A 26,120-nucleotide genomic window follows, 5' to 3' on the forward strand; every position below is an offset into this window, starting at 1 on the left:
AAAAAGCATCGGCAAATATGATAGCCGATGCTTTTTTTATGTTATTATTGTATATCAATAACCTTCATTAACACCATGAAAACCTATTACTTAGCATCTTTTTTATTGCTCGCGTTATGCTCATGCAGTAACCCGCCGAAGGCAACTACAGAAACAATCGAACCAGCCGGTAAGCTTGACGGGACCTGGCATCTGATATCAAGCAAAAGCATTATGAAGGGCGATACTACAGTAACCACCCCTCCCAAAGACCAGGAAATGTTTAAAATGTTTAACGCCACTAACTTCGCCTTCTTCACGCATGACCTGGTACACGGCAAAACAGCCAAACCGGTTTATTCGTCGGGCGCGGGCACTTATACACTATCCGGCGACGATTATACCGAGCATCTGGCTTATTGCGATGCCCGCGATTGGGAAAACAGGGATTTCAAATTTAAGCTCACAATGAAAAATGATACCCTAACTCAAAAAGGAATTGAGAAGATAGACAGCCTTAAAGTTGATCATGAGATCATTGAAACTTATGTAAGATTGAAATAAACCTAAAAACTTATATTTTAAGGCCCGGTGTGTCCGGGCTTTTTATTTGCACTGTTTATCTGAACCGACTGAACAACTTTCATCTTTACAATAGCAATAAATCGAAACCTGTGCGGTAAGCTATTCGTTAAAACCTAAATTATCCATGCTTATAATAACTCAAATTTTATTGAAAAGCCTTCACAAAAAGTTAGCCGATTGTTGTTTGTAAAACGATGAAATTCATTGAAGAAGTCTTGTTATCGGCCCGGATTTAATTATAGTTTACCCGCTAAAAACCACTCAAAGGATGAAGCTGTTAATTAACCATAAGATACTGTTAATGTTATCGTTATTTACTTTTTCATTTAATCGCTGCCGGCCGCAAAAAAGCTCAGAAGGCATTACAACTATTAAATCTATTCACACAATTTCAGCTACGAGTTCAAATATTCCGCTTAAAAACATGTTTGGCATAAACGCGTATGAATGGAATTTTTTGCAGGATCCCGCCAATCCGGAGCAAAAAGGAGCCATTTACGAAACCAACATGAACCTTATCAAGTCATTCAGTGCAGTAAGGCATTATTTAGGCTGGGCCCGGATGGAAAGCACTAAAGGCAGCTATACCTTCAACCCCACTCATAAAGACAACTGGAACTATGATCTCATTTATAGCCGTTGCAAGCAGGAAGGTATATTGGTTTTAGCAGATATAAAAAATTGTCCGCCATGGTTGGTTAATACTTATCCTAACAATATGCGGGATCTTGAAAATGCGCCGCTTATTTATGGCTTAAGTAAGGCTGATCCGGCAAGCTATATTGAGCAGGCGCACATGGCCTTTCAATTTGCCGCCAGGTATGGCTATAATACTAATATTAACAAGGCATTGATAAAAGTTGACACCAGCATGCGATGGGCAGATGACTCGCCTAACCAGGTAAAAGTGGGCATGGGCCTTATAACTTACGTAGAGTGTGATAATGAGCGCGATAAATGGTGGAAAGGATCGGCAACACAACAAACCGCTGAAGAGTATGCAGCTAATATGTCGGCCTTTTATGATGGCAACAAGGGGAAGTTAGGAAAAAATGCCGGTGTAAAAAATGCTGATCCTAATATGAAAGTGATAATGGGTGGATTAGCTACAGCCGACATAAATTTTGTAAAGAAAATGGTAGAGTGGTGCCGCATCAACCGTGGTTACAGAGCCAACGGCAGTATCAATCTGTGTTTTGATATTATTAACTACCACTATTACAACAATAACGGTAATATTTTAACACATCAGTCTGCCACGTTTGGCCTGCCGCCGGAATTGTCGATGGCGGGGCAAATTGCTGATTCGTTTGTTCAGTATGCAAATTCTTTTGTTAAACCAATCCCTGTTTGGGTAACCGAGTCTGGCTACGATATAAACAAGGGAAGCTATCAGAGAGCTTTAGATGTAGGGCAAAAGACATCGAAAAACACCCAGGCAGATTGGATTTTAAGAACTTCGCTTCTTTACATCAGGCATGGTATACAACGTGTATTTTATTACCAGCTTTTTGACGATGCCCCTAATGCTGCTGGTCAATATGCTACATCTGGTTTAGCCGAAAATGGCAAACGCAGACCTGCCGCCGATTTTATATTGCAAACATCAAAATTAATGGGTAACTATACCTATTCAGCCACCATTAATACCGACCCGTTGGTTGATAAGTATTCATTAGGTTTACAAAGCATGTACGTATTAACCATCCCTGATTATCGGGCACGTACAGGCACATACACACTCAACCTCGGCACAGCCAAAGCAAATGTTTACACACTAAAAACAGGTGCCGATAATGTTGTTAAAACAACCCTAAAAACAGTTAACGGGAAACTTATTGTTAAAGTAACCGAAACACCAATCTTTGTACAGGGCACAAACTAAATAAATGCCGAAAGGCTCCTCCTCACCTCCCTGGCGTACATACCGCCAAACAGGTTTACGTGAACCAGCAGCGGATAAAGGTTCCAAAGTTTAAGACGCTGTTGCCAGCCGGGCCGTAACGGAAATTCCTGGTTATAAGCCTCATAAAAAGCGCGGTCAAAACCACCGAAAAGCGTGGTCATCGCAATATCAAACTCGCGGTTACAATGACTAACCGCCGGATCGATCAGGTAAGGTTTGCCACTGGTATCAATCAAGTAATTGCCTCCCCAAAGGTCTCCGTGCAGTAATGCGGGTGGTTCTTCTGTAAATAAACCTGGAAGCTTTTTATAGAGCTGATCAAACTGGTGAATATCGGTTTGGGTAAGCTTTCTTTTATCTACAGCCATTTTAACCATCGGCTGCAACCTTTCTTCAATAAAAAACCGGGCCCAGCTATTGTGTCGATTGTTGCTTTGATGGAGCGAACCCATATAATTATCTGCTTCAAACCCAAATTGTGCAGCTGTGTCACGATGCATGAGAGCAAGTTGCCTGCCCAATTTTTGCGATGATATAGCATCGCCGTATCCTGCTTCAATCCATTGCAGCATAAGATAACTTTCGTCACCGGTATCGCCCTGTAAAACAACCTCAGGTACAGCTATTGTATTTGTTTTGCGGATAGCAGCTAAACCACTCACCTCGCTTTTAAACATGCCCGGAAATTTATGGAGGTTATTTATCTTAATAAAAAAATCACCTAACGTGGTTTGCAAGCAGTAGGCTTGATTAATATCTCCTCCGCTTACCCGGCTTACATTCTTAATCTGAGCGTTTAGCTTGCACTCAATATCACTTATTATGCTTGCCGATACAGCCATTTTGTTCGGATATTATTTAAATTAAACATTTCAAAATAGTTAATTTATTAGCCGATACAAATTATCGGTTTAAAAAGTTATTTTTGCGGTTCAATGGAGCACATTCGTAATTTTTGTATCATAGCACATATCGACCACGGCAAAAGCACACTTGCTGATAGGTTATTAGAGTATACTAACACCATAACGCAGCGCGAATCCCAGGCACAATTGCTTGACGATATGGATTTAGAACGCGAGCGCGGCATCACCATAAAAAGCCATGCCATACAAATGGATTATGTGCTTGACGGGCAAAAATACGTGCTCAACCTGATCGATACCCCCGGTCACGTGGATTTTTCATATGAAGTATCACGTTCCATAGCAGCGTGTGAAGGCGCTTTACTGATAGTTGATGCTGCGCAGGGTATCCAGGCGCAAACCATTTCAAACCTCTATCTGGCTTTAGAGAACGACCTGGAAATTATCCCGATCCTGAATAAAATGGACCTTCCCGGCGCTATGCCCGAGGAAGTTAAGGATCAAATAGTCGATCTTATAGGCTGCAAACGTGAGGAGATCCTTGCCGCATCGGGCAAAACCGGCATGGGTGTTCATGATATTTTACGCGCCATTGTTGAGCGTGTGCCCGCTCCGGTAGGTGATCCTAAAGCTCCGCTGCAAGCCCTGATCTTTGATTCGGTTTTCAACTCGTTCCGTGGTATTATAGCTTATTTTAAAGTTGTAAACGGCGAGATCCGAAAAGGCGATAAAGTAAAATTCGTCGCTACCGAAAAGCAATACCTTGCTGATGAAGTTGGCACGCTTAAATTGCGCCCGTTAGCTAAAGACGTAATCAAAACCGGCGACGTAGGTTATATCATATCAGGCATAAAAGAAGCAAAAGAGGTTAAAGTTGGTGACACCATTACCCACGTTGACCGTCCCTGCGAAGTAGGGATTCAGGGCTTTGAAGAAGTAAAGCCAATGGTATTTGCCGGTATTTACCCGGTTGATACCGAAGATTATGAAGAACTTCGTGAGTCAATGGCTAAATTACAGCTCAATGATGCATCGTTGGTTTTTGAACCGGAATCATCAGCGGCTTTAGGCTTTGGTTTCCGTTGCGGTTTCCTGGGCATGCTGCATATGGAGATCATCCAGGAGCGTTTGGAGCGCGAATTTAACATGACGGTGATCACTACCGTTCCCAACGTATCATATTTGGCTCACACCACCAAGGGCGATTCGTTTACGGTAAATAACCCGTCCGATCTACCTGATCCAAGTAAAATTGACTTTGTAGAAGAGCCTTATATTAAAGCTACTATCATCACCAAATCTGAATTTGTTGGCCCGGTAATGTCGCTTTGTATTCAAAAACGCGGTACCATCGTAAATCAGTCATATCTCACATCCGAGCGTGTTGAGCTGATCTTCGAGATGCCAATGGGCGAGATCGTATTTGATTTTTACGACAAGTTAAAAACCATTTCAAAAGGTTATGCTTCGTTTGATTATCATCAGATAGGTTATCGCCAGTCAGATCTGGTTAAACTCGATATCCGCTTAAACAGCGAACCTGTTGACGCACTTTCATCCCTGATCTTCCGCGGTAACTCATACGATTTTGGTAAAAAGATCTGTGAAAAATTAAAGGAACTTTTACCGCGTCAGCAGTTTGAGATTATTATCCAGGCTTCAATCGGCGCCAAGATCATAGCCCGCGAAACAGTAAAAGCTCTACGTAAAGACGTGACAGCCAAATGTTATGGTGGTGATATTTCCCGTAAGCGTAAACTGCTGGAAAAACAGAAACAAGGAAAAAAACGCATGCGTCAGGTAGGTAACGTAGAGATACCGCAGTCGGCATTTATGGCAGTTTTGAAGTTGGATTAACCCCTCAATTTCCTGAAGAATATTGAGGATAAATAAATTAATATATTCTGTACAGATTAGTTACATATTTTACGGTAACAGGGCTTGTTAAACATATTCATTTAGGGAACTTTGTTTATGGTAAATGGATTGTGTACGAGCGCGACAGAACCGAAATATTACATTGATGCTTTCAATAAAGCCGCTATTTCAAATAAAATTATATTTGAAATGCTCCTGAACAATAAAACAGAAACCATTGAAAGTATCATTAGCAAAATAAATCAAAATCACACATTAAAACTGTCCCTGGATAACAGGCCTTTTATAAGAATACGATTGAAATCAAAACAGGTGAGTTTAAATTTGCCCCCGTTACCCGATTACTTCGTAAAAAACATTTAACAATGCAGCTTTTAGACGGAAAATACGTTTCAGAAAAACTTAAGGTTGAAATAGCTGAAGAAGCAGCTAAAATATTAGAAAAAACCGGCAGGAAGCCTCACCTGGTGGCAGTGTTGGTTGGTCATGACGGCGGCAGCGAAACTTACGTTGCCAGCAAAATGAAGAACTGCGAAAAAGTTGGCTTCAAATCATCGCTGGTGCGTTATGAAGACGATGTTACTGAAGAAGAGCTGCTGAAAAAAGTTGAAGAGCTCAATGCTGATTCTGATATCGACGGTATTATCGTACAACTTCCGCTACCAAAACATATCGACCCCGAAAAAGTAACCGAGCGTATTGATCACCGTAAAGATGTTGATGGTTTTCACCCGGTTAATCTGGGCCGTATGCAGCGCAATCTGCCTTCGTTTATACCCGCAACTCCTTATGGTATTACTTTAATGCTTAAAGAATACGGCATTGACACAGCCGGCAAACATTGCGTGGTTGTTGGTCGCAGCAATATCGTTGGCTCACCAATGAGTATCCTGATGGCTCGCAATACAACTCCGGGCAACTGCACGGTAACCATATGCCACAGTCGCACACCTGATATTAAAAAATTCACACTTGATGCAGATATCCTGATCGTAGCTATCGGTAAAAAGAATTTCATTACTGCCGATATGGTTAAAGATGGTGTAGTAGTTGTTGATGTGGGTATGAACCGCGAAATCTCAACCACAACAAAATCGGGCTTTAAACTTTACGGCGATGTTGATTTTGAAAACGTAGCACCAAAATCATCATGGATTACCCCTGTACCGGGTGGCGTAGGCTTGATGACCATTGTCGGTTTGCTTAAAAACACATTGGCTTCAGCTAATAAAGAGGTTTATAAATAGTGAGTAGTTTATTGGGTTGATTAGGTGAGTGATTCCTTTTTTCCATTCACTTAATCAACCCCTCACTTAAATCCTCTCAACTTATCCCAAATAGAGGCTACGCCAACGTACACTCCATCCTCCTTTACTTCAACCGGGTAAGTTTCAATAAAATCGTTTTGCCCTTCGCCACCTTTTCCTGTTTCAAGATTATAAGTATAGCGATGATATGGACAAACGATCAGCTGCCTTACGCATAGGCCTTCGCTTAAATCGGCTCCGGCATGGGGACATTTTGCTGATACTGCATAAAGCTTACTTTCAAAATTTACGAGGCAAATACTTTTACTGCCAACCTTAACCTTTTTTATAAATATGCCTTCCATACAGACTAATCCCAAAACTTTATACCATTTCATTTATCGAATATATTAACAAAGGGATTTAAATCGGGATTGTCCAAATCAAAGCTGAATTTTTCATAAACTATGCGGGATAACAAGATCTTTACTGGCAGGGCTTCTTTAAACCCGTTCATATCATAATAATATACAAACTTATTTTCCGTTACATGCCATTTAAAGCCAAGATTTATTAAAGGATATCGAGATGGTATATCATCGTCATCAAAGTCTGTCGAATCAATAAAATTATTGTACTGTGAATCCAACTGATGGCTGATTTTTAAAAACTCTCCGAAAACTTCAAAATCAAGATTAAAATTTTCTTCCGCGCTCAGACACAACCTGAATTTTCTAATTCGCCTTTCATACAAATCGAACAATGCGTTGTCAATTACCTGGCTATCATTAAAATAAAGATCTGCTTGCTGCCGGTTTAATTTTTTAAGTTCATTTCTCGTTTCAACTCTTTGCTCTTTATCAAAAGCAGAACGTTCGCCATCTTCAAAAGAAGAGTCCATCCACCTAATCCATCTTTCAAGTAAACTCTTTTTAACGTAAAAAGGATCTTTAAAACGCTTTAATGCGCCAAGATGACTATCTAAACGCCAAAGGCCTTCCTGTTGATAATGGGCATATAAATAGTCATACTCAGCAAGGCTTTTCTTAATTGACACTTCAAGCGATTTCTTTTCACCTTCAAAATATTCGATAATTTGGTCAAGATCAGATTTCATGAGTACAAGTTATGCACTGCAAGTTTCAAAATCTAACATTACGCCAACATTTCTGAATCTTATTGAGCCAACCAATTTTAAAAATCAATTTTCAGATTCATCACATTTGGATTTTTAATTACCTCGTCCATGCTGGTAATAAGCGTCACTTCCCTCCTGTCGGCCGAGAGCATGGCTTTTGAATTGTTGATCTTCTTTACAGGGTGAGCAAACCTCAGGATCACTTTATAAGGCATATCGATCAGCATCGCCTTGGCCATCATGAAAGTGGCCTGAGTTTTCTTTAAAAAAGCGTTAAACTTAGCTTTATCAATGATGCGGTAAAATTTATGGGGAGTTATATCATACGAGTAGTAGTCCTGCCCTCCTACCATTTGCCGTGCATCGAATGGCTTATTCGTTTTATCGGTGGTGGTAATAGCGCTTATCTGGGTATTAAGTGCAATTTTTGATACATTTTGTAAGTAATATTGCAGGTCTGCTGCATTTTTGGCGGTATGATTAAGCGTTACTTTCATAACACTCTTTTTAAGATTCATATTCACCGTTAGCTCACTGCTTTTGGCCATTTCAATTTCTTCAGCTTTCAACTTCTGCTGCGCACTGTCGGGTATAGCACTATAAAAGTTAAGCGTAGTGTCCTTAACCAAACTAAATTGAGGCGTTTCCTTAACTGAATCAGACATGAGGTTAACTAATACAGATACTGCCCTGCTCATATCAAAAGCGTATGCTACTTTGCAGGTCCCGTCACTTTTAAAATCGTAATGCTCTTCAATATCTACACATGAACTAAAACAAAGCACTGCCATTAAAAATAAAGGAAGGTAAAGCTTTTTCATCTCCGGATATAAATTAAGCGTTAACGATACAGTTATTGCATTTTACGAAAAGGGATTTAATTGGTTATCTTAAAATTAAGGTAATTATAACAATTATAAATGAAAATAAAAAAAGGCAAAAGGATAAAGGTGAAAGGCAAAAGGTATTTTAGCGTGTACTTTTATTTTTTTATAATGTAATTTGATGATAAAGCCAATACCTTTCACCTTTGGCCTTTTACCTTTCGCCTTATTAAGGTACTTCCATATTAGTGTAACCTTTTGGCTTTCACCTTTTAGCTTTCGCCTATATTTCAGTACCTTTGCACCCTCAAATAACTATGGCACACCAAATACCAGACGACGGCACGCTGCTTCCTTTAATGGAAGAGTTTTATACGATACAGGGGGAAGGGTACAATACGGGCAAAGCCGCATATTTTATTCGCCTTGGCGGCTGTGATGTAGGTTGCCATTGGTGTGATGTTAAAGAAAGTTGGGATGCCGAGTTGCATCCCCTTACCGCGGCTGATACAATTGTGAGCAACGCCGACCTTCATCCTGCAAAAGCTGTTGTGGTTACCGGTGGCGAGCCGCTTATTTACAACCTTGATTATTTGACCCACAACCTGCACGAAAAGGGAATAAAAACATTTATTGAAACTTCAGGTGCGTATCCGCTTTCGGGCGATTGGGACTGGATTTGCCTTTCACCCAAAAAATTCAAAGCGCCTACGCCAAACGTGGCCGAATGTGCCCACGAGTTAAAAGTGATCGTTTTCAATAAATCCGATTTTGAATGGGCCGAATATCACGCCAAAATGGTATCGCCCGACTGTAAGCTTTACCTGCAGCCCGAATGGTCAAAATCCAAAGAAATGACCCCGCTGATTGTGGATTATGTAAAAGAAAACCCGCAGTGGGAAATTTCACTACAAACACATAAGTATCTGAATATTCCATAATCTTTGTAACTTACGGTATTAATTATCCTAAGTTACAAATGAAAATTGCAGTATTATTGGTGCTTGCATTGTGTTTACCTGCTTTGCTTGGCGCCCAGCAGCAAACCCGGTATTCGTCATCCAATAAAGAAGCTGTAAAATATTTTGCTACCGCTTATCAAAACCTTGATGAACATCTTTATGATGAGGCGATTCAAAACTCGCTTAAAGCTATTAGCGAAGATTCAAAGTTTATAGAAGCGCGGTTATTACTCGCCGATCTGTACCGAATGAAACGCATGTACAGGCCAGCTGTTGAGCAATACGCTAAAGTCATTTCACTTAGTCCGGAATTTAACAGGGGAGTGTATCTCAAAGCTGCTGAAATGGAAATCCATGATGCAAGCTATACACAGGCCCAGCAACACCTCGAAAAATACCTTACCTACCCTGATATCAACCCTCAAACCAATACCTACGCAAAAAAACTGCTTGCTGATGCCAAATTCAGCATCCAGTCGATGACACATCCGGTGCCATTTAAACCTATAAATATTGGCCCTGAAATAAACACTGTTAATGACGAGTACCTCCCGGTTGCTACAGCCGACGAAGGCACGTTGATATTTACCCGAAAGATCAATAACAACGAAGATTTTTATAAAAGCGAAATGATAAACGGCAAGTGGAATACTGCCACTTATTTAAGCAACCAAATTAATACTGAAAAATATAACGAAGGTGCGCAATCCATATCGCAGGATGGTAAATACCTGTTTTTCACGGGATGCAATCGCCCCGACGGTTTAGGCCGTTGTGATATTTATATCGCTCAAAAACGGGGAAATGACTGGGGGAAACCTGTTGACCTGAACCCACCGGTAAATACGTCGGGTTGGGAATCTCAACCCTCGATAAATGCCGATGGCCGCACGCTTTATTTTGTAAGCAACCGTAAAGGCGGTTATGGCGGCTATGACATTTGGAAAAGTAGGCTGGGTGAAAAAGGCTGGGGCGAACCTGAAAACCTGGGTCCCAATATTAATACCCCCTACAATGAATTATCACCGTTTATTCACCCTGATGACAGTACACTTTATTTTAGCAGCGATGGCTGGCCGGGTTTAGGTAGCAAGGACCTGTTTGTTAGCCGCATGGATAAAGACGGTAAATGGCAAAAACCCGAAAACCTTGGATATCCTATCAATACCAGTGGTGATGAGGGCGGCTTATCATTAACTGCCGCCGGAGATTATGCTTTCTTTTCATCGGATAATTTAAAGGGGTTGGGCGGTTATGATATTTATAAGTTCGAGCTGCCTGTAAAGTTGCGCCCCCATTTGGTAACGTATGTTAAAGGCTTTGTAAAAGACGTAAAGACGAAAGCCCCCTTGAAGCTGCAATTGAGATTATTGACCTGGAAAGTAATTTGCCGGTTTACCAGGATTACAGTGACGATGAACAGGGGGACTTTTTAGCCACACTAACGTCGGGCAAAAACTATGCGCTTAATATTTCAAAAAGCGGATATCTGTTTTATTCCGAAAACTTTTCGCTTAAAAATTATAAGATTAAAAGCCCGTTTAACATTGTAGCACTATTATCACCCATTGAAATTGGCAATAAGGTAATCCTTAAAAATATTTTCTTCGATACTAATAAGTTTGACCTTGAAAAGGAATCAAAAGCCGAACTTGCCAAGCTCATTGAATTTTTAGGGGTAAACTCAACTACCCGTATTGAGATCTCAGGCCATACAGATAATACAGGTAATCACCAGGGTAACCAAACCTTATCTGAAAACAGGGCAAAGTCTGTTTATCAATATCTCGTGTCGAAAGGAATTGCCCCTACCCGCCTTGTTTACAAAGGATACGGTGAAACGCAACCGATAGCATCCAATACAACAGAGGAAGACAGGGCAAAGAACAGGCGTACGGAATTTATGATCATAACTAAATAAAATTAAAGCCAACAGCAGTAATCAGGGGAAAAGCAAAAAGCCTTCAGAATTTAATCTAAAGGCTTTCTTTATCAGAACTTTTCAGCAACTAATTCCCCAACTCCGACATGAATTTGATACGCATTAACTGCACCTCTTCACGGGTGTAATCATCACTGCCCAGTTCGGCTAAGGCTTCATCAATAGAGTCAGCTTCTGCAGTGCGGAAATAATCAAATACTTCTTCCTGCTTATCTTCGTCAATCACCTCATCAATATAGTAGTTCAGATTGAGCTTGGTTCCTGAGTTAACTATAGTTTCAACTTCTTTCAGGATCTCCTCATAAGTAAGACCTTTTGAAGCAGCAATATCATCAAGGTTTAAATGCCTGTCGATATTTTGGATAATGAACACTTTAAGCGCCGATTTATTGGCAGCACTCTTAATCACCATATCAATTGGCCGGTCAATATCGTTATCCTCTACATATTTTTGGATCAAATCGGTAAAAGGTTTACCAAATTTCAGCGCCTTGCCTGCACCAACACCCGAAATTTGTTTAAGTTCTTCGGTGTTGATAGGATAATGAGTGCACATCTCTTCTAACGAAGGGTCCTGGAATATTACAAACGGTGGCAATCCTTTTTGTTTGGCCAGCTTTTTACGCAGCTCTTTAAGCATTTGCAGCAACTGGGTATCAAGTGCACCGCCGCTTTGTTTTGGTCCGTCGTCATCGTTGTCATCGTCAGCAGCCTCCATTACCTTATTCAAAACAAAACGGATACTGTGCGGGTTCTCAATAAAGCCTATGCCACTTTTAGTAAGCCTTAAAAGCCCGTATTGATCAATATCTTTTGAAATGTAATTATTTAGTAATGCCTGCCTTAAAAGCGAGTTCCAAAGATTTTTACCTAGTTCTTTGCCCGAACCATAATAGTCAAGCTGATCATGCTCATAATTTTTGATCTGAGCATTTTCCTCACCCATTAATATGCTGAGGATATGGTGGTCGTCAAACTTTTCGCCAATATGCTTAATCAAACTTAATGCCCTGTGCAGGTGCTCCTCCCCATCAAAATGTTCTTTATGGGTACAGCAATTATCGCACATGTTATTACAGCCTGCTTCATTAAAGTTTTCGCCAAAATAATGCAATAATTGTTTACGGCGACAAACCGACGACTCGCAATAATCGATAACCTCCTTTAGTATCTGAGTACCTATTTCGCGTTCCGAAACAGGCTTGTCTTTCATAAATTTCTGAAGCTTATCAATATCCTTTTCCGAATAAAAAGCCACACAAACACCTTCTCCTCCGTCACGTCCGGCCCTTCCTGTTTCCTGGTAGTAACCCTCCATACTTTTAGGCACATCATGGTGTATAACGTAGCGAACATCGGGTTTATCAATACCCATACCGAATGCAATCGTAGCGACAATAACATCAACATCTTCCATCAGGAATTTGTCCTGCGTTTCTGCACGCACTTTAGGATCAAGCCCTGCGTGATAGGGCAACGCCCTTACCCCGTTAAGGTTCAGCGCCTCGGCTACTTCCTCAACCTTTTTGCGGCTAAGGCAATACACAATTCCCGATTTGCCCTGATTTTGTTTTACAAATTTTACAATCTCTTTGATAACATTACGCTTGGCCCTAACTTCATAAAACAGGTTGCCCCGGTTAAATGACGATTTAAATACGGTAGCATTATTCATTTGCAGGTTTTTTTGAATATCCTGCTGAACTTTTGGGGTAGCCGTAGCTGTTAGAGCAATTATGGGAATATTTTCGCCTATGTTACTGATCACCTGGCGTATTTTACGATATTCGGGCCTGAAATCATGCCCCCACTCCGAAATACAATGCGCTTCATCTACCGCCACGAATGAAACGTGGTTAAGGCGTAAGAAATCAATATTTTCCTGCTTGGTTAACGATTCGGGGGCCACGTACAATAACTTGGTTTTCCCTGCCAGTACATCTTCCTTAACCTTGCCTATCTCTGATTTTGTAAGTGATGAATTTAAAAAATGGGCTATACTATCTGATCCTCCAAACGCCCTAAGCTGATCTACCTGATTTTTCATCAGGGCTATCAATGGTGAAATTACGATTGCCGTGCCATCGCTCATCAAAGCTGGTAACTGATAACACATCGATTTGCCGCCACCGGTAGGCATAATAACGAATGTATCATTACCGGCCAGGATGTTGGTTATTATCGCTTCCTGTTCTCCCTTAAAATTATCAAACCCGAAAAAATTCTGGAGATTGTCAAATAGCGATTTCTTTGTTTCTATCATTATTTTAACAAATTCTTAAATTGTATTTAAAAGTTTAAAGTAACAAAATTTTCTAAATAAACGATGGATTTACTTTTAAATTTTATGCAAAAATGATGATTAGATGAAAAACAATTTCATTGCTCGTTCATTTAAAGAACCAGACAAATTTGTGGTTATGCCCACCGTTAAATTATTTAGCTACACTTAATGGATAATTAACAAATTATTACACATTTTTACGGTCGATATACCAAATTAAAATTCTTTACTTGCTCATGAATAAAAACTATTATGCGATAATTATGGCTGGAGGGATTGGAAGCCGCTTTTGGCCGATAAGCCGTACATCGCACCCTAAACAGTTTATAGATATACTTGGTACCGGTAAAACCTTAATACAAAACACCTACGAACGTTTCCTGAAAGTTTGCCCCAAAGAAAATATTTACGTTGTTACTAACGAAAACTACACCAAACTGGTAAAACAACAATTGCCCGATATGGAGGATCAGCAGATTCTTACCGAACCGGTAATGCGTAATACGGCACCTTGTGTTGCCTATGGCTGTTTTAAAATTGAAAGTCTTAACCCCGATGCAGCTATTGTTGTAGCCCCTTCCGATCAGCAGATCCTGGATGAGGATGCTTTTGTTGCCGCTATCGAAAAATCATTGCAAACCGCCGCTTCAAATGATTATCTGATAACCCTGGGCATTAAACCATCAAGGCCCGATACCGGTTACGGATATATTCAATACACTGATAACGTTATCAATGATGAGTTTCATAAAGTAAAAACCTTTACCGAAAAACCCACTCTTGAAATAGCTAAAACCTTTATTCAAAGCGGCGACTTTTTATGGAATGCCGGCATCTTTGTTTGGTCGGCCAAAACTATTGTTAAGGCCTTTAATCAGTACCTGCCCGAAATGCATGAGATCTTTGCTGATGCAAAACCAGTTTATAACTCAGACGATGAAAAGTCTTATATACACAAGGCTTACCAGCAATGCGTTAATATCTCGATAGATTACGGCATTATGGAAAAAGCAGATAATGTGTATGTATTACCTTCGGATTTTGGATGGAGCGATCTGGGTACCTGGGCATCAATATATGACCTTGCCGAAAAGGATTATGTAGGTAATGCCGTTATCCCTGCAGAAAAAGTGATCATGTATGACTCTTCAAACTGCATGGTAAACGTGCCGGGCGAAAAACTGGTAATATTGCAGGGGCTGCATGATTATATCGTAGTAGAATCGAACAACTCCCTGCTCATTTGCCCCCGCGACCAGGAACAGAACATCAAACAGGTTGTGGCTGATGTAAAAAGTAAATTTGGAGCGAAGTATATTTAGCCCCCTCCGCCCCCTAAAGGGGGTACCTACTTACAATCACTCTTTAGCTGTAATGCTAAACAAGAAAAGCTTTGCCACGGCAAAGCTTTTCTTGTTTAAATACTTTTAAGTTTAATACGACAGATAAAAACCAGCCGTAAGTAAGCACCCCCTTTAGGGGGCGGGGGTTCTCTGCCTCACTGCCTCATACAAAATCACCCCGGTAGATACCGATACATTCAACGATTCAATTTCGCCGAACATAGGGATCTTGGCCAGGTGGTCGGAGATCCGGATGATCTCGTTACGAATGCCGTCTTCTTCCGATCCCATAACGATGGCAGTAGGTACGGTATAATCCGGAGTGTAAATATTATCCTGTGTTTTCTCGGTACAACAAACCAGTTGCAAGCCCGATTCCTGGAGGAAGCGTACAGTTTGCATAAAATTATCATGCCGGCAAACAGGAATTTTGTATAATGCGCCGGCCGATGTTTTAATGGCATCAGGATTTATCTGCGCCGAGCCTTTGGCTGGGATCACGATGGCATGCACACCGGCACATTCGGCAGTACGGGCAATCGCACCCATGTTCCTTACATCAGTAATGCTGTCTAAAACTAAAATTAACGGCGTTTCCCCCTTTTCAAATACTTCTGGAATGATGTTCTCTATCTTTTGATAAACAATAGGCGAAATCACAGCTATAACTCCCTGGTGATTTTTCTGGGTAATGCGGTTTAGTTTTTCAACCGGAACCTGCTGTGCGGTTATCTGATATTCGTTCATCAGTTCTTTAAGCTCCTGTATCAGGCCACCGCCTATGCCTCGCTGTATAAATAACGCCTCAATCTCTTTACCCGAGCGAATCGCTTCTACTACCGCCCTGATACCAAAAACCATCTGATTGCTTTCGCGCTGAGGCCTTGAATTAAATGCCATTTTATGATTTAAATTTTGGCAAAAGTAGCTATATTAATTGATTAAGCCGTTATTGAACTGATAACCCTTTTGGGTTTACCGGCGTTTGAGTGCAGATGCTATCAACACTTGAAAACTTTATTAACATTGACTCAATTAGCTGAAAATCAATCAGCCCAAATTCCCTTAAAAAGTTATCAACACTGAGGTGTTTATTAAAAACCTTAAAATTATCACCCTGTGTATGATTATTTTAAAATACCGATACACTATGTTAGGTGTTTACTTTGCCTGTCGAAGCGTTTTTTGTATATTTTTGTACCCTTATGAGTTTTGAGAATAACAACCAGTATAACAAGCCAAATACTTTTGAACGCCGCAGCCGGATCCCCAATCCTACCCCATTCATTGCAGGCGGCAAATTGCAGCCACAGGCTACGGACTTGGAGGAAGCAGTTTTAGGCGCCCTTATGCTGGAGAAAGATGCCCTTTCATCTGTTATAGATGTTTTAAAACCCGAAGTTTTTTATCAAACCAATCACCAAAAGATTTTTTCTGCAATAAAAATCTTGTTTGAAAAAACACAGCCTGTAGATATCCTTACCGTGACTGCCGAATTGCGCAGGCTTGGCGAGCTGGAAATGGTTGGCGGTGCTTACTATATCACTGAACTTACAAGCCGCGTTGCATCGGCCGCCAATATCGAATTCCATTCGCGCATCATCATTCAAAAATTTATTCAGCGCGAACTGATCCGCATTTCTACAGAGGTGATCAACAATGCATATGAGGATACTGCAGATGTATTCGACCTGCTGGATATGGCCGAAAAAATCTGTTTGAAATAGCCCAGAGCAATTTACGCCGGGATGCCCGTAATATGGACGATCTTGTTCATGAGGCCCTACGCGATATTGAAGCCCTGAAGGATAAAAAGGATGGCTTAACAGGTGTCGCCTCTGGCTTTACCAACCTTGACCGGATGACGTCAGGTTGGCAAAAATCAGATCTGGTGATCATTGCGGCACGTCCGGCGATGGGTAAAACAGCTTTTGTATTAAGCTGTGCCCGTAACGCAGCGGTTGATTTTGACAAGCCAGTTGTGGTGTTTTCGCTGGAGATGTCGTCTGTACAGTTAGTTAACCGTTTGATAGCTGGCGAGGCAGAAATTGAGCAGGAAAAAATCCGTAAAGGCACGCTTGAAGAATGGGAATGGCAGCAGGTACACTCTAAAATTGGCAGGCTTGAAAAAGCAACGTTCATCATTGATGATACACCTGCCCTAAACATCTTTGAGTTCAGGGCAAAATGCCGCCGCTTAAAATCACAGTATGATATCCAGTTAATCATTATCGACTACTTACAGCTGATGCATGGCAAAGCTGAAGGCAAAGGTGGCGGGGGCAACCGTGAGCAGGAAATCAGTAGCATTTCTCGTGCTTTAAAATCAGTTGCCAAGGAGCTCAGTGTGCCGGTAATTGCACTTTCGCAGTTAAGCCGTGCGGTTGAAAGCCGGCCGGGCAACTCAAAAAGACCAATGCTTTCAGACTTACGTGAATCGGGCGCTATTGAGCAGGACGCCGACATGGTATTATTCCTCTATCGTCCAGAATATTATGGTCTGACCGAAGATGAGGACGGTAATCCAACCCAGGGTGTGGGCGAGGTAATTATAGCCAAGCACCGTAACGGTGAAACAGGTACTGTTCGGCTTAAATTTGTGGGCAAATATGTTAAGTTCACAAATCTTGAAGAAGGTATGGATGGCTTCCCCCTCCCGCAGGTAACGCTTTCGCAGGCCTTGCCCCTTCGCAGGATTTTGAAAAGCAGAGTAACTTCATTATACGTCCTTCAAGAATGGACGACATAGATGATGAGCCTCCGTTTTAATCTCATTTCGAATGTGGGATTTTCGATTTGGGATTTATTTAAAGACAATATCCGAAATCAAAAATGCGAAATCGCAAATCAAAATATTATTCCTAAAACCACACCGATAATGATCACTATCGGTGTTTTTATTTTGGTAAAATGCAGCACCAGGAAGGTGCCGATCATTAAGGCATAGGCTGTCCAATTTAAGCCAAAAGGCCTTACCAGTAAAATCAGCGCAGTTGCCATAAAACCTACAGCTACTGCATTTATACCGCTCAGTGAGTTTTTTATACGTGTAATCTTCTTCAGATCCTCCCAAAACGGCACAATAAACAGGATAAGGATAAGGCCTGGTGTATTGATGCCAATAACAGCAACCAGGCTCCCAATTACCTGCCCCCAAATAGTGTATCCCTTGTTGCCAAGCGTTATGCCGCCCAAAAACGAAGTAAATGAAAATGTAGGCCCGGGCAAAGCCTGCTGCAAGGCATATCCCGACAAAAACTCCGACCGGCTTAAGTAATGCTTAACCTCAACAAATTCGGTATACATGAGTGGTACCAGCACCTGTCCTCCTCCAAAAATAAGAATGCCGTTGCGGTAAAAGTTTTCAAATAAACGGATTGGTAAACTTAATGGGGACGTTTGATTTACAACCGCACCTAAAGCAGCAAAAAAAGCAGAATACCTATAAAGTAAGCTACTTTATTAGGGTTTACATTTGAATACAGCTTTACCCTCAATTCGTTTTCATGCTGCTGAGTTTCCATGGCCGATGATATAATGCCGCCAAGCAATATCAGTATCGGAAAGGCATAAGCATTTTGAAGGATGAGTGTCACAATCAGTGAACCAATAGCCAGCATGGTGCTGATCCTGGTTTTTAAAAATTTGTTGGCAAATGTATAAGTGGCATAAGCAACTATGCCTACCGCTATAGGCTGTACATAACTGATTACATGAGCAAATTTGGCCTTATTAGCAACCATACTGTAACTGATAGCCGCCATACACATAATAGTGGCCGAGGGCAGTATCCAAATTAAAAATGTAATAATAGCCAGCCTAAGTCCACCCACTTTCCAGGCTATCCCAACCAGCGTTTGGGTTGACGAAGGGCCGGGCAATACCTGCGATAAGGCATTAAGCTCCATCAACTCATCTTCGGTAATATATTTTCGTTTTTCAACAAACTCGCGCAGTAAAACAGCAATGTGGGCCTGCGGCCCGCCAAAAGCGGTAAAAGTATAAATTAGCACATCCCGAAGGAATATAAGTTGCCGTTTTTTCATTCTTTAAAAAAGATCATAGTTGATGGTTCATAGTTTGTGGTGATGGCTCTTAAGACCATGCTTTATAGCCTAATATCAATTATTATAAGTAAACTCATTTAGTTTATAAAGCTAAAACCTAAAGGTCATTATTCAGTTGCCATGAACTATGAACCATCAACTATGAACCCTAAAGGCTAATAATCGTCATCGTCTTCTTCAAAACCTATTGCTTGCCGGTATACTGCCTGCAATTCAGAAAAAGCATGGTTATCGCGCTTTTCTTTTGTCATTTTCATGCCGGTTTCATAAGTTTTAATGGCGTCATCCTTTCGGTTTAACGCTTCATAAAGCTTACCCAAATGATAATAGGTACCTGTATAGCCGGGGTGGTTATTTACCAGGTCTTCATAATAGGCAAGTGCCTTATCTGTCTCATTCAGACGCAGATATTCAGTTGCCAGGGCATATTTCAGAAACTCATCATCCGGTTCATTTTTTATAAATTCCAACAGCTTATTCAATCTGCTTAACTCCATTTTAAACTCTATCTTTTTTAACTAAATTTGCAAAAACCTATTGATATGAAGATTCTGGTATGTGTAAGTAATGTTCCTGATACCACCACAAAAATAACTTTTACTGATAATAACACGCAATTTAATACAAACGGGGTTCAGTTTATACTTAACCCTTATGATGAAATTGCACTTGCCCGCGCCATTGAACTAACCGACGGCGGTAAAGGTACAGTAACTGTAATAAATATTGGGGAAGCCAATACAGAAGCCACTATACGTAAAGCCCTGGCCATTGGCGCTACCGACGCGGTACGAATAAGTGCTAAACCGCACGATGCCTGGTATGTAGCATATCAGATTGCGCAATATGTAAAATCAAATCCTTTTGATCTGATCCTGACAGGTCGTGAATCTATTGATTATAATGGATCAAAAGTTGCTGGTATGCTTGGCGAACTGCTTGATCTGCCATCGGTATCCATCATTAAAAAATTAGATGCCGCTGACACAGAGGCAACCGTTGAGCGCGAGATTGAAGGTGGTAAAGAGGTTTTAACTATTCCCTATCCTTTTGTAGCCGGTACGGCCGAAGGTGTGGCCGAACCCAAAATACCCAATATGCGCGGCATTATGTCTGCCCGAACCAAGCCACTTACAGTTGTTGAACCGGTTGAGATAAAAACATTTTCGGAGATCATTAGTTATGAAACACCTGCTCCACGCGGCCAGGTGAAGCTTATACCTGCTGATGATACTGCTAAACTGGTTGAGCTGCTGCATACCGAAGCGCGTGTTATATAAATTATGATCTAAATCATTAACAGATAAATATGTCAGTTTTAATATATGCGGAAAATACCGGGGGCAAATTCAAGAAATCAGTTTTTGAAGCCGTTTCTTATGCCCGCGCCATTGCCGATCAAAATAATACTTCCCTTACCGCTGTTTCAATAGGCAACGTTGACGCCACCGAATTAGCTTTATTAAGTAAATACGGTGTAAATAAAGTGCTTAATGTATCAGGAGATAAATTGAAGGAATTTGTAAACCAGGCCTACGCCTCTGTCATAGCCGAGGCGGCCAAAAAAGAAGGTTCGGCGGTTGTGGTACTATCAAACACCTTTTCCGGCCGAGGTTTAGCGCCCCGTATAGGTATTAAACTGGAAGCCGGTGTTGCCGACGGAGCGGTTGCTTTACCTGAACAGACAGGCGGCTCGTTTAAAGTAAAAAAGACAGCATTTTCAGGTAAAGCTTTCGCAACTGTCGAGCTTACCTCCGCCATAAAAGTTATTGCGCTTGTACCCAACTCTTATAAAGTTGTTGAAACTGGCGGTACTGCCCAGGTTGAGGACTTTCGTGTTGAAACTAAAGCTTCAGACTTTAAGGCGATGATTAAAGAAATCGTTCGTTCAACGGATAAAGTTTCATTGCCTGATGCTGAAATCGTTGTTTCGGGCGGTCGCGGTTTAAAAGGCCCCGAAAACTGGGGCATGATAGAAGAACTTGCCGAACTTTTAGGCGCAGCTACTGCATGTTCAAAACCTGTATCAGATGCTGGCTGGAGGCCGCATAGCGAACACGTTGGACAAACCGGTATAGCTGTCAGTCCAAATTTGTATATTGCAGTCGGTATTTCAGGTGCAATTCAACACCTGGCCGGGGTAAGTTCATCAAAAGTTATTGTAGTCATAAACAAAGATCCGGAAGCACCGTTTTTTAAGGTGGCAGATTACGGAATTGTGGGCGACGCGTTTGAAGTACTCCCTAAATTAATAACAGCCGTTAAAGAATATAAAGCTTCAGCATAAATACAGGTGTGATGGGGAATAACATGAAAAAAATAAAGCTTGATATTGTCGGCTTATCATACAGTCAAACTCAATCGGGCGCCTATGCACTTGTTTTAGGCGAGGTTAGCGGCCGTCGTCGCTTGCCTATTATCATCGGAAGCTTTGAAGCTCAGGCTATCGCTATCGAAATAGAAAAAATGACCCCAAGCCGCCCGCTTACGCACGACCTGTTCAAAAGCTTCGCCCAGGCTTACCAGATTGAAGTTCAGGAAGTGATCATCTATAATTTGGTTGATGGGATATTTTATGCCAAACTGGTTTGCAGCGACGGAAAGCGTTCTGTAGAAATAGATGCCCGCACTTCTGACGCTATTGCAGTAGCTGTACGCTTTGACTGCCCTATCTTCACTTATGAATTTATTCTTTCAACTGCGGGCATTGTTATAGAGGGCAACGATTTTGTTTATCTGGAAAATATCAACGAAACGCCCGAAGAAAAATCGGTGAGTGCATCGGTGAGCGGTTATGCTTCCATCAGTACTGAAGAGCTCAAAACCAAACTTCAGGAAGCCCTCGCCGAAGAATCATACGAAAAAGCAGCGAAGATCCGCGATGAACTGAACAAGCGTAAAGCTTCCTGATTTCGGAGTTCGGATTTTCTATTTCGGATTTAGCCGAATGTACTTTTTCAAAGAATATAATTTAATCGTGAATGGACATAGAACAGAAACTCACCCCTGGGTTTCTGTTTAACAATCGTAATTTCTACACTTGTAGCTTTCTGATTTACATTTATTTCACTACTTTCCGCTTTTAATTTAACACTGACTAAAATTATTTAAACCCGGTACCGTATGAATATTAAGTTCCGCTTAATACTGATGAATTTTATGCAATTTTTTATCTGGGGTGCCTGGTTGCTTACAATAGGTACATACTGCTCGCTTACAAAAAATTGGTCATTCTCTCAATTTGGGGCTATATTTAGCACAATGGGGATTTCAGCCATCTTTATGCCGGCTCTCACTGGCATCATTGCTGACAGATTTATCAACGCGGAAAAACTATATGGCCTTATGCATATTCTCGGTGCCTGCACACTGTTTACCTTGCCGCAAACTACCAACCCATCAGCATTTTTTTGGGTGATGTTACTAAACATGGTCTTTTATATGCCGACCCTTTCGTTATCTATAACCGTGGCCTACTCAGCGTTAAAAAGCAACAATAAAGATGTCGTAAAAGACTATCCCCCTATTAGAATATGGGGAACAGTTGGCTTTATAGTTGCATTATGGACGGTAAGTATAACTCATAACGAAGCTTCTTCAAACCAATTTTATATTGCTTCAGCGGTAGCTTTAGCATTGGGAATTTATTCCTTTAGCCTTCCCAAATGTCCACCACTTTCGGAAAAAGCACCCAAAAAGTCATTGGTCGATTCGTTGGGTCTTAATGCTTTTGCGTTATTCAAAGACCCTAAATTTGCGATATTCTTTGCGTTTTCGCTTTTGCTTGGTGCCGCGCTCCAACTCACAAATGCTTATGGCGATCCATTCATTCATGATTTTTCAAAAATCCCTGCTTATAAAAGTTCATTCGGTGTAAAATATCCGGCCATTATTATGTCCATCTCCCAGTTTTCTGAAACCTTTTTTATTTTACTGATCCCGTTCTTTCTGCGCAAATTCGGTATTAAGTATGTAATGTTATTCAGTATGCTGGCCTGGGTGTTACGATTTGGCCTTTTTGCCTTTGGCGATCCGGCTGGCGGTTTATGGATGATCATTTTATCATGCATTGTTTATGGTATGGCCTTCGATTTCTTCAATATATCTGGCTCACTTTTCGTTGAAACACAGGCCACTCCAGATATCAGAGCGAGCGCACAGGGCTTGTTTATGATGATGGTAAATGGCTTCGGGGCTTTTTTCGGAAGCATAGCAAGCGGACTTATCATTGATAATTTCTTTTTGCTGCCGGGCGGTGGTAAAGACTGGCATGGCATCTGGCTTACCTTTGCAGGCTACGCACTGGCAATAGCCATTGTTTTCCCTTTCGTATTCAGATATAAGCACAATAAGGCACTTGTTGAAGCGATACAACATGCGTAATTCCTGAATCAGGATTTGGGGGATTAAAGGATTTTCTTACTTAAATAGAGAGGGCTCACGAATTATCGTGAGCCCTCTCTATTGCATGTTATCCGGGAAATCCAAAAAATCTCCCCAAATCCCGGTTCAGACTACTTCTTCCAACCCATTGCATATTTGATACCACCTAACAGATGGTTCAAATATAATGGATCAGCATATGATTCATCAGTATGACCTAATTCGGTATAAAAAGCCCTGCCGCCATCGAAGTTATGATACCAGGCCATGGGGTGATTATCGCCGTTTTCGCCACCAGTGTAGCTTTTCTCATCTATCTTGATCAGTACGTGCAAATCATTACCAATCCATTTATAGTTATACCATCTCGTCCCATCGCTTCCAGGTTTCAGGCAGATGTTTAGTGGCAATAAAATTACGGTCGACCACATTTAACGTTGCTTCCTGTTGTTTTGGATGACTTTTAAAATAAGCCCCTACCAGTTTACCATACCATGGCCAATCATACTCGGTGTCTGTTGCGGAATGTACACCAACAAAACCGCCGCCGGCCTTAATATATTGCTCAAATGCAGTTTGTTGGGCATCATTTAAAACATCGCCGGTGGTGTTTAAAAATATCACCGCCTTATATTGTTTTAAATTATCGATGGTAAACCTCGTGGCATCAGTGGTACTATCTGTATCAAAATTATTTTCCTGACCAAGTTTAATTATTGCAGTTACGCCTACCGCTATTGATTTATGAGGGAATCCCGCGGTTTTGCAAAATATCAGTACTTTATCTTTAGCAAGTACCTGGCTTATTAGTGCGCCTATTAAAAGGCAAATGGTAAGTAGCTTTTTCATAGTTGGTGAGTGGTTGATATATTGATTAAGTGAGTATTGAGTTTTATGTTTAGTGAATGGTTGATCAAGTTAGTGGTTAATGAAACCTTGAGAATTGGAGCCAAACCATTCACCTAATCAACCGCTCACTAATCACCAAATTATAAATTTCCTTTCTTCAATTCATCTACTGCAAAATGAGCAGCGCGGGCCGTCATAGCCATATACGTTAATGATGGATTTTGACAAGCTGCCGAAGTCATAGCCGCACCATCGGTAACAAAAACGTTTTTGGCATCCCATACCTGATTATTACCATTAAGTACCGAAGTTTTAGGATCACGTCCCATCCTTGCAGTACCCATTTCGTGAATACCATCACCAACGTTATGACCGCGGTCGTGCGTTTCAACGTTCTTTACGCCGGCACTTTCAAGCATGGCTTTAGCTTCCTTCACAATATCAATACGCATTTTCTTTTCATTTTCTTTAATCTCGGCATCCATCGCCAAAATTGGCAATCCCCATTTGTCCTTGCGGGTTTTATCAAGGGTGATCTTATTTTCGTGGTAAGGCAACAGTTCGCCAAAGCCACCTATGCCAATTGTCCATGGACCTGGTTCGGTAAGCGCATCTTTATATTGAGCTCCAATATTGTATTCCGCAATTTCACGGCTCCATCCCATGCGGCTTGCCGCACCCTGATAACCGAAACCTCGCAGGTAATCGCGCTTATCGCCAAACAGGTTGGTAAAACGGGGTATGTAAATGCCATTAGCACGGCGGCCGTAGTAATATTTATCCTCAAACCCTTCAACCAGTCCGCTTGCACCCAGATTATAATGATGATCCATGATATTATGCCCAAGTTCGCCGCTGCTGCTGCCTAAACCATCCGGCCAAATATCTGTTGCCGAATTCATCAAAACCCACGCACTGTTTAAGGCCGAGGCATTAACAAAAACTATTTTTGAATAGTATTCATAGGTTTGATTGGTTTCGGCATCAAGCACCTCTACCCCTTTGGCCTTTTTGGTATCCTTATCGTATAATATTTTAGTAACGATGGAATATGGCCTTACTGTTAAATTTCCGGTAGCCAGCGCTGCAGGCAAAGTTGATGATTGCGTACTAAAGTAGCCACCAAACGGACAGCCCTCCCAGCACCTGTTCCTGAACTGGCATGCGGTACGCCCCGGAATAGCAGCTGTTAAGTTGGCTGTACGACCGATGATCATATGCCTTGTACCATTATAATTTTTCTTGATACGGGCAGCTACGTCTTTTTCTACCACGTTCATATCCATGGGTGGCAAATAATGCCCATCAGGTAATTGCGGTAACCCTTCAAGCGAACCACTGATGCCTGCAAATTTCTCCACATGATCATACCAGGGTGCAAGGTCCTTATATCGGATGGGCCAGTCAATAGCCCAGCCATCTTTAACGTTGGCTTCAAAATCAAAATCGCTCCAGCGATAACTTTGCCTTCCCCATAAAATAGAGCGGCCGCCAAGCTGGTATGATCGCCACCAATTAAAAGGTTTGATCTCGGTGTATGGTGCGGCCTGCTCATCGGTCCAGTAATCCATAATAGGTTCGGAAGCTCCCCAATTACGTGAAATTACGGGGCGTTGTTTACGTTGGGCTTGCGTTGGCTTTCCGGCATGATGTCGGTCCCAGGGGTCCTGATTAGCAGTTTTATAATCTTTAATATGCTCAAAGTTTCGGCCCCGTTCAAGCATAATGGTTTTCAAGCCAAGTTCGGATAACTCTTTTGCTGCCCAGCCACCGCTGATGCCTGACCCTATTACAATGGCATCATAGGTATTATTAGCCTTAGCCTTGCCGTTTATATTACTTAATGGCATAGTTTATAAATTGGTTT

At 41.4% G+C, this 26,120-nt stretch carries 24 protein-coding genes and 1 pseudogene; 13 read left to right on the forward strand and 12 right to left on the reverse strand.

Annotated elements, in window-relative coordinates:
- The first annotated feature begins 75 nt into the window (after positions 1-75).
- Positions 76-543 (forward strand): hypothetical protein, encoded by a 468-nt coding sequence (locus ACRQ5D_RS25080; protein WP_091164930.1) that lies wholly within the window; start codon positions 76-78, stop codon positions 541-543.
- Positions 544-988: 445 nt separating this feature from the next.
- Positions 989-2,449, forward strand: coding sequence for a hypothetical protein (locus ACRQ5D_RS25085; protein ID WP_143020709.1), 1,461 nt, complete (start codon positions 989-991; stop codon positions 2,447-2,449).
- Here the strand turns inward: ACRQ5D_RS25085 and ACRQ5D_RS25090 are convergent.
- On the reverse strand, positions 2,446-3,312 hold the full coding sequence (locus ACRQ5D_RS25090; protein WP_091163936.1) for a fructosamine kinase family protein: 867 nt from the start codon (positions 3,310-3,312) through the stop codon (positions 2,446-2,448). The genes ACRQ5D_RS25085 and ACRQ5D_RS25090 overlap by 4 nt on opposite strands.
- Before the next feature lie 93 nt (positions 3,313-3,405).
- Between ACRQ5D_RS25090 and lepA the strand changes: the two genes are divergently transcribed.
- The gene (lepA, locus tag ACRQ5D_RS25095) at positions 3,406-5,193 is read left to right on the forward strand and encodes a translation elongation factor 4 (RefSeq protein WP_091163934.1); all 1,788 of its coding nucleotides are present in this window, start codon (positions 3,406-3,408) and stop codon (positions 5,191-5,193) included.
- Between the two features lie 386 nt (positions 5,194-5,579).
- Positions 5,580-6,461 (forward strand): bifunctional 5,10-methylenetetrahydrofolate dehydrogenase/5,10-methenyltetrahydrofolate cyclohydrolase, encoded by an 882-nt coding sequence (locus tag ACRQ5D_RS25100; protein WP_091163929.1) that lies wholly within the window; start codon positions 5,580-5,582, stop codon positions 6,459-6,461.
- 62 nt (positions 6,462-6,523) lie between these two features.
- Here the strand turns inward: ACRQ5D_RS25100 and ACRQ5D_RS25105 are convergent, their stop codons facing one another.
- The 3 genes from ACRQ5D_RS25105 to ACRQ5D_RS25115 all read right to left on the reverse strand — a co-directional run bounded on the left by ACRQ5D_RS25105 (position 6,524) and on the right by ACRQ5D_RS25115 (position 8,420).
- On the reverse strand, positions 6,524-6,859 hold the full coding sequence (locus tag ACRQ5D_RS25105; RefSeq protein ID WP_091163926.1) for a Rieske (2Fe-2S) protein: 336 nt from the start codon (positions 6,857-6,859) through the stop codon (positions 6,524-6,526).
- Positions 6,856-7,578 (reverse strand): hypothetical protein, encoded by a 723-nt coding sequence (locus ACRQ5D_RS25110; RefSeq protein WP_091163924.1) that lies wholly within the window; start codon positions 7,576-7,578, stop codon positions 6,856-6,858. The genes ACRQ5D_RS25105 and ACRQ5D_RS25110 overlap by 4 nt, the downstream gene beginning before the upstream one ends.
- Before the next feature lie 77 nt (positions 7,579-7,655).
- Entirely contained in the window at positions 7,656-8,420 is a 765-nt protein-coding gene (locus ACRQ5D_RS25115) for a hypothetical protein (protein WP_091163922.1), read from the reverse strand.
- Positions 8,421-8,740: 320 nt separating this feature from the next.
- Here ACRQ5D_RS25115 and ACRQ5D_RS25120 point away from each other — a divergent pair, with 320 nt between their 5' ends.
- The 3 genes from ACRQ5D_RS25120 to ACRQ5D_RS25130 are packed head-to-tail and all read left to right on the forward strand — an operon-like array spanning position 8,741 to position 11,306.
- The gene (locus ACRQ5D_RS25120) at positions 8,741-9,364 is read left to right on the forward strand and encodes a 7-carboxy-7-deazaguanine synthase QueE (protein ID WP_091163920.1); all 624 of its coding nucleotides are present in this window, start codon (positions 8,741-8,743) and stop codon (positions 9,362-9,364) included.
- Between the two features lie 38 nt (positions 9,365-9,402).
- Positions 9,403-10,821, forward strand: a complete 1,419-nt coding sequence (locus ACRQ5D_RS25125; RefSeq protein ID WP_431200692.1) for an OmpA family protein — start codon at positions 9,403-9,405, stop codon at positions 10,819-10,821.
- Positions 10,773-11,306: an OmpA family protein gene (locus ACRQ5D_RS25130; RefSeq protein WP_431200693.1), complete on the forward strand. Its 534-nt coding sequence runs from the start codon at positions 10,773-10,775 to the stop codon at positions 11,304-11,306. The genes ACRQ5D_RS25125 and ACRQ5D_RS25130 overlap by 49 nt, the downstream gene beginning before the upstream one ends.
- A gap of 88 nt (positions 11,307-11,394) precedes the next feature.
- On the opposite strand, the gene recQ is transcribed toward ACRQ5D_RS25130, so the two are convergent.
- On the reverse strand, positions 11,395-13,587 hold the full coding sequence (gene recQ, locus ACRQ5D_RS25135; protein ID WP_091164924.1) for a DNA helicase RecQ: 2,193 nt from the start codon (positions 13,585-13,587) through the stop codon (positions 11,395-11,397).
- Between the two features lie 260 nt (positions 13,588-13,847).
- On the opposite strand from recQ, the gene ACRQ5D_RS25140 reads away from it, so the two are divergent.
- Positions 13,848-14,933, forward strand: coding sequence for a mannose-1-phosphate guanylyltransferase (locus ACRQ5D_RS25140; protein ID WP_090525993.1), 1,086 nt, complete (start codon positions 13,848-13,850; stop codon positions 14,931-14,933).
- Positions 14,934-15,086: 153 nt separating this feature from the next.
- Here ACRQ5D_RS25140 and rlmB read toward each other — a convergent pair whose 3' ends face one another.
- A complete protein-coding gene (rlmB, locus tag ACRQ5D_RS25145) occupies positions 15,087-15,854 on the reverse strand; it encodes a 23S rRNA (guanosine(2251)-2'-O)-methyltransferase RlmB (protein WP_432326974.1) in 768 nt (255 codons plus the stop codon).
- Between the two features lie 305 nt (positions 15,855-16,159).
- On the opposite strand from rlmB, the pseudogene dnaB reads away from it, so the two are divergent.
- Positions 16,160-17,723: pseudogene (dnaB, locus tag ACRQ5D_RS25150) on the forward strand (replicative DNA helicase).
- A gap of 78 nt (positions 17,724-17,801) precedes the next feature.
- Here the strand turns inward: dnaB and ACRQ5D_RS25155 are convergent.
- From ACRQ5D_RS25155 to ACRQ5D_RS25165, 3 genes are all read right to left on the reverse strand, one after another.
- Positions 17,802-18,275 (reverse strand): chromate transporter, encoded by a 474-nt coding sequence (locus tag ACRQ5D_RS25155; protein WP_431200695.1) that lies wholly within the window; start codon positions 18,273-18,275, stop codon positions 17,802-17,804.
- Between the two features lie 95 nt (positions 18,276-18,370).
- Entirely contained in the window at positions 18,371-19,000 is a 630-nt protein-coding gene (locus ACRQ5D_RS25160) for a chromate transporter (RefSeq protein WP_431200696.1), read from the reverse strand.
- 176 nt (positions 19,001-19,176) lie between these two features.
- A complete protein-coding gene (locus ACRQ5D_RS25165; protein WP_091163911.1) occupies positions 19,177-19,518 on the reverse strand; it encodes a tetratricopeptide repeat protein in 342 nt (113 codons plus the stop codon).
- A gap of 45 nt (positions 19,519-19,563) precedes the next feature.
- On the opposite strand from ACRQ5D_RS25165, the gene ACRQ5D_RS25170 reads away from it, so the two are divergent.
- From ACRQ5D_RS25170 to ACRQ5D_RS25185, 4 genes are all read left to right on the forward strand, one after another.
- Entirely contained in the window at positions 19,564-20,301 is a 738-nt protein-coding gene (locus ACRQ5D_RS25170; RefSeq protein WP_091163908.1) for an electron transfer flavoprotein subunit beta/FixA family protein, read from the forward strand.
- A gap of 29 nt (positions 20,302-20,330) precedes the next feature.
- Positions 20,331-21,308 carry an electron transfer flavoprotein subunit alpha/FixB family protein gene (locus ACRQ5D_RS25175; protein ID WP_091163906.1) on the forward strand — a complete coding sequence of 326 codons (978 nt, stop codon included), beginning with the start codon at positions 20,331-20,333 and terminating at the stop codon, positions 21,306-21,308.
- A gap of 23 nt (positions 21,309-21,331) precedes the next feature.
- Positions 21,332-21,931: a bifunctional nuclease family protein gene (locus ACRQ5D_RS25180; protein ID WP_091164922.1), complete on the forward strand. Its 600-nt coding sequence runs from the start codon at positions 21,332-21,334 to the stop codon at positions 21,929-21,931.
- Between the two features lie 213 nt (positions 21,932-22,144).
- A complete protein-coding gene (locus ACRQ5D_RS25185; protein ID WP_091163903.1) occupies positions 22,145-23,404 on the forward strand; it encodes a nucleoside permease in 1,260 nt (419 codons plus the stop codon).
- 131 nt (positions 23,405-23,535) lie between these two features.
- On the opposite strand, the gene ACRQ5D_RS25190 is transcribed toward ACRQ5D_RS25185, so the two are convergent.
- From ACRQ5D_RS25190 to ACRQ5D_RS25200, 3 genes are all read right to left on the reverse strand, one after another.
- Entirely contained in the window at positions 23,536-23,814 is a 279-nt protein-coding gene (locus ACRQ5D_RS25190) for a ThuA domain-containing protein (RefSeq protein WP_432326977.1), read from the reverse strand.
- A complete protein-coding gene (locus tag ACRQ5D_RS25195) occupies positions 23,762-24,253 on the reverse strand; it encodes a ThuA domain-containing protein (protein WP_431200698.1) in 492 nt (163 codons plus the stop codon). The genes ACRQ5D_RS25190 and ACRQ5D_RS25195 overlap by 53 nt, the downstream gene beginning before the upstream one ends.
- Positions 24,254-24,393: 140 nt before the next feature.
- On the reverse strand, positions 24,394-26,103 hold the full coding sequence (locus ACRQ5D_RS25200; RefSeq protein WP_091163897.1) for a GMC oxidoreductase: 1,710 nt from the start codon (positions 26,101-26,103) through the stop codon (positions 24,394-24,396).
- Positions 26,104-26,120 lie beyond the last annotated feature (17 nt).

The sequence above is a fragment of the Mucilaginibacter sp. P25 genome, assembly GCF_050859465.1.
GTDB classification, from domain to species: domain Bacteria; phylum Bacteroidota; class Bacteroidia; order Sphingobacteriales; family Sphingobacteriaceae; genus Mucilaginibacter; species Mucilaginibacter gossypii.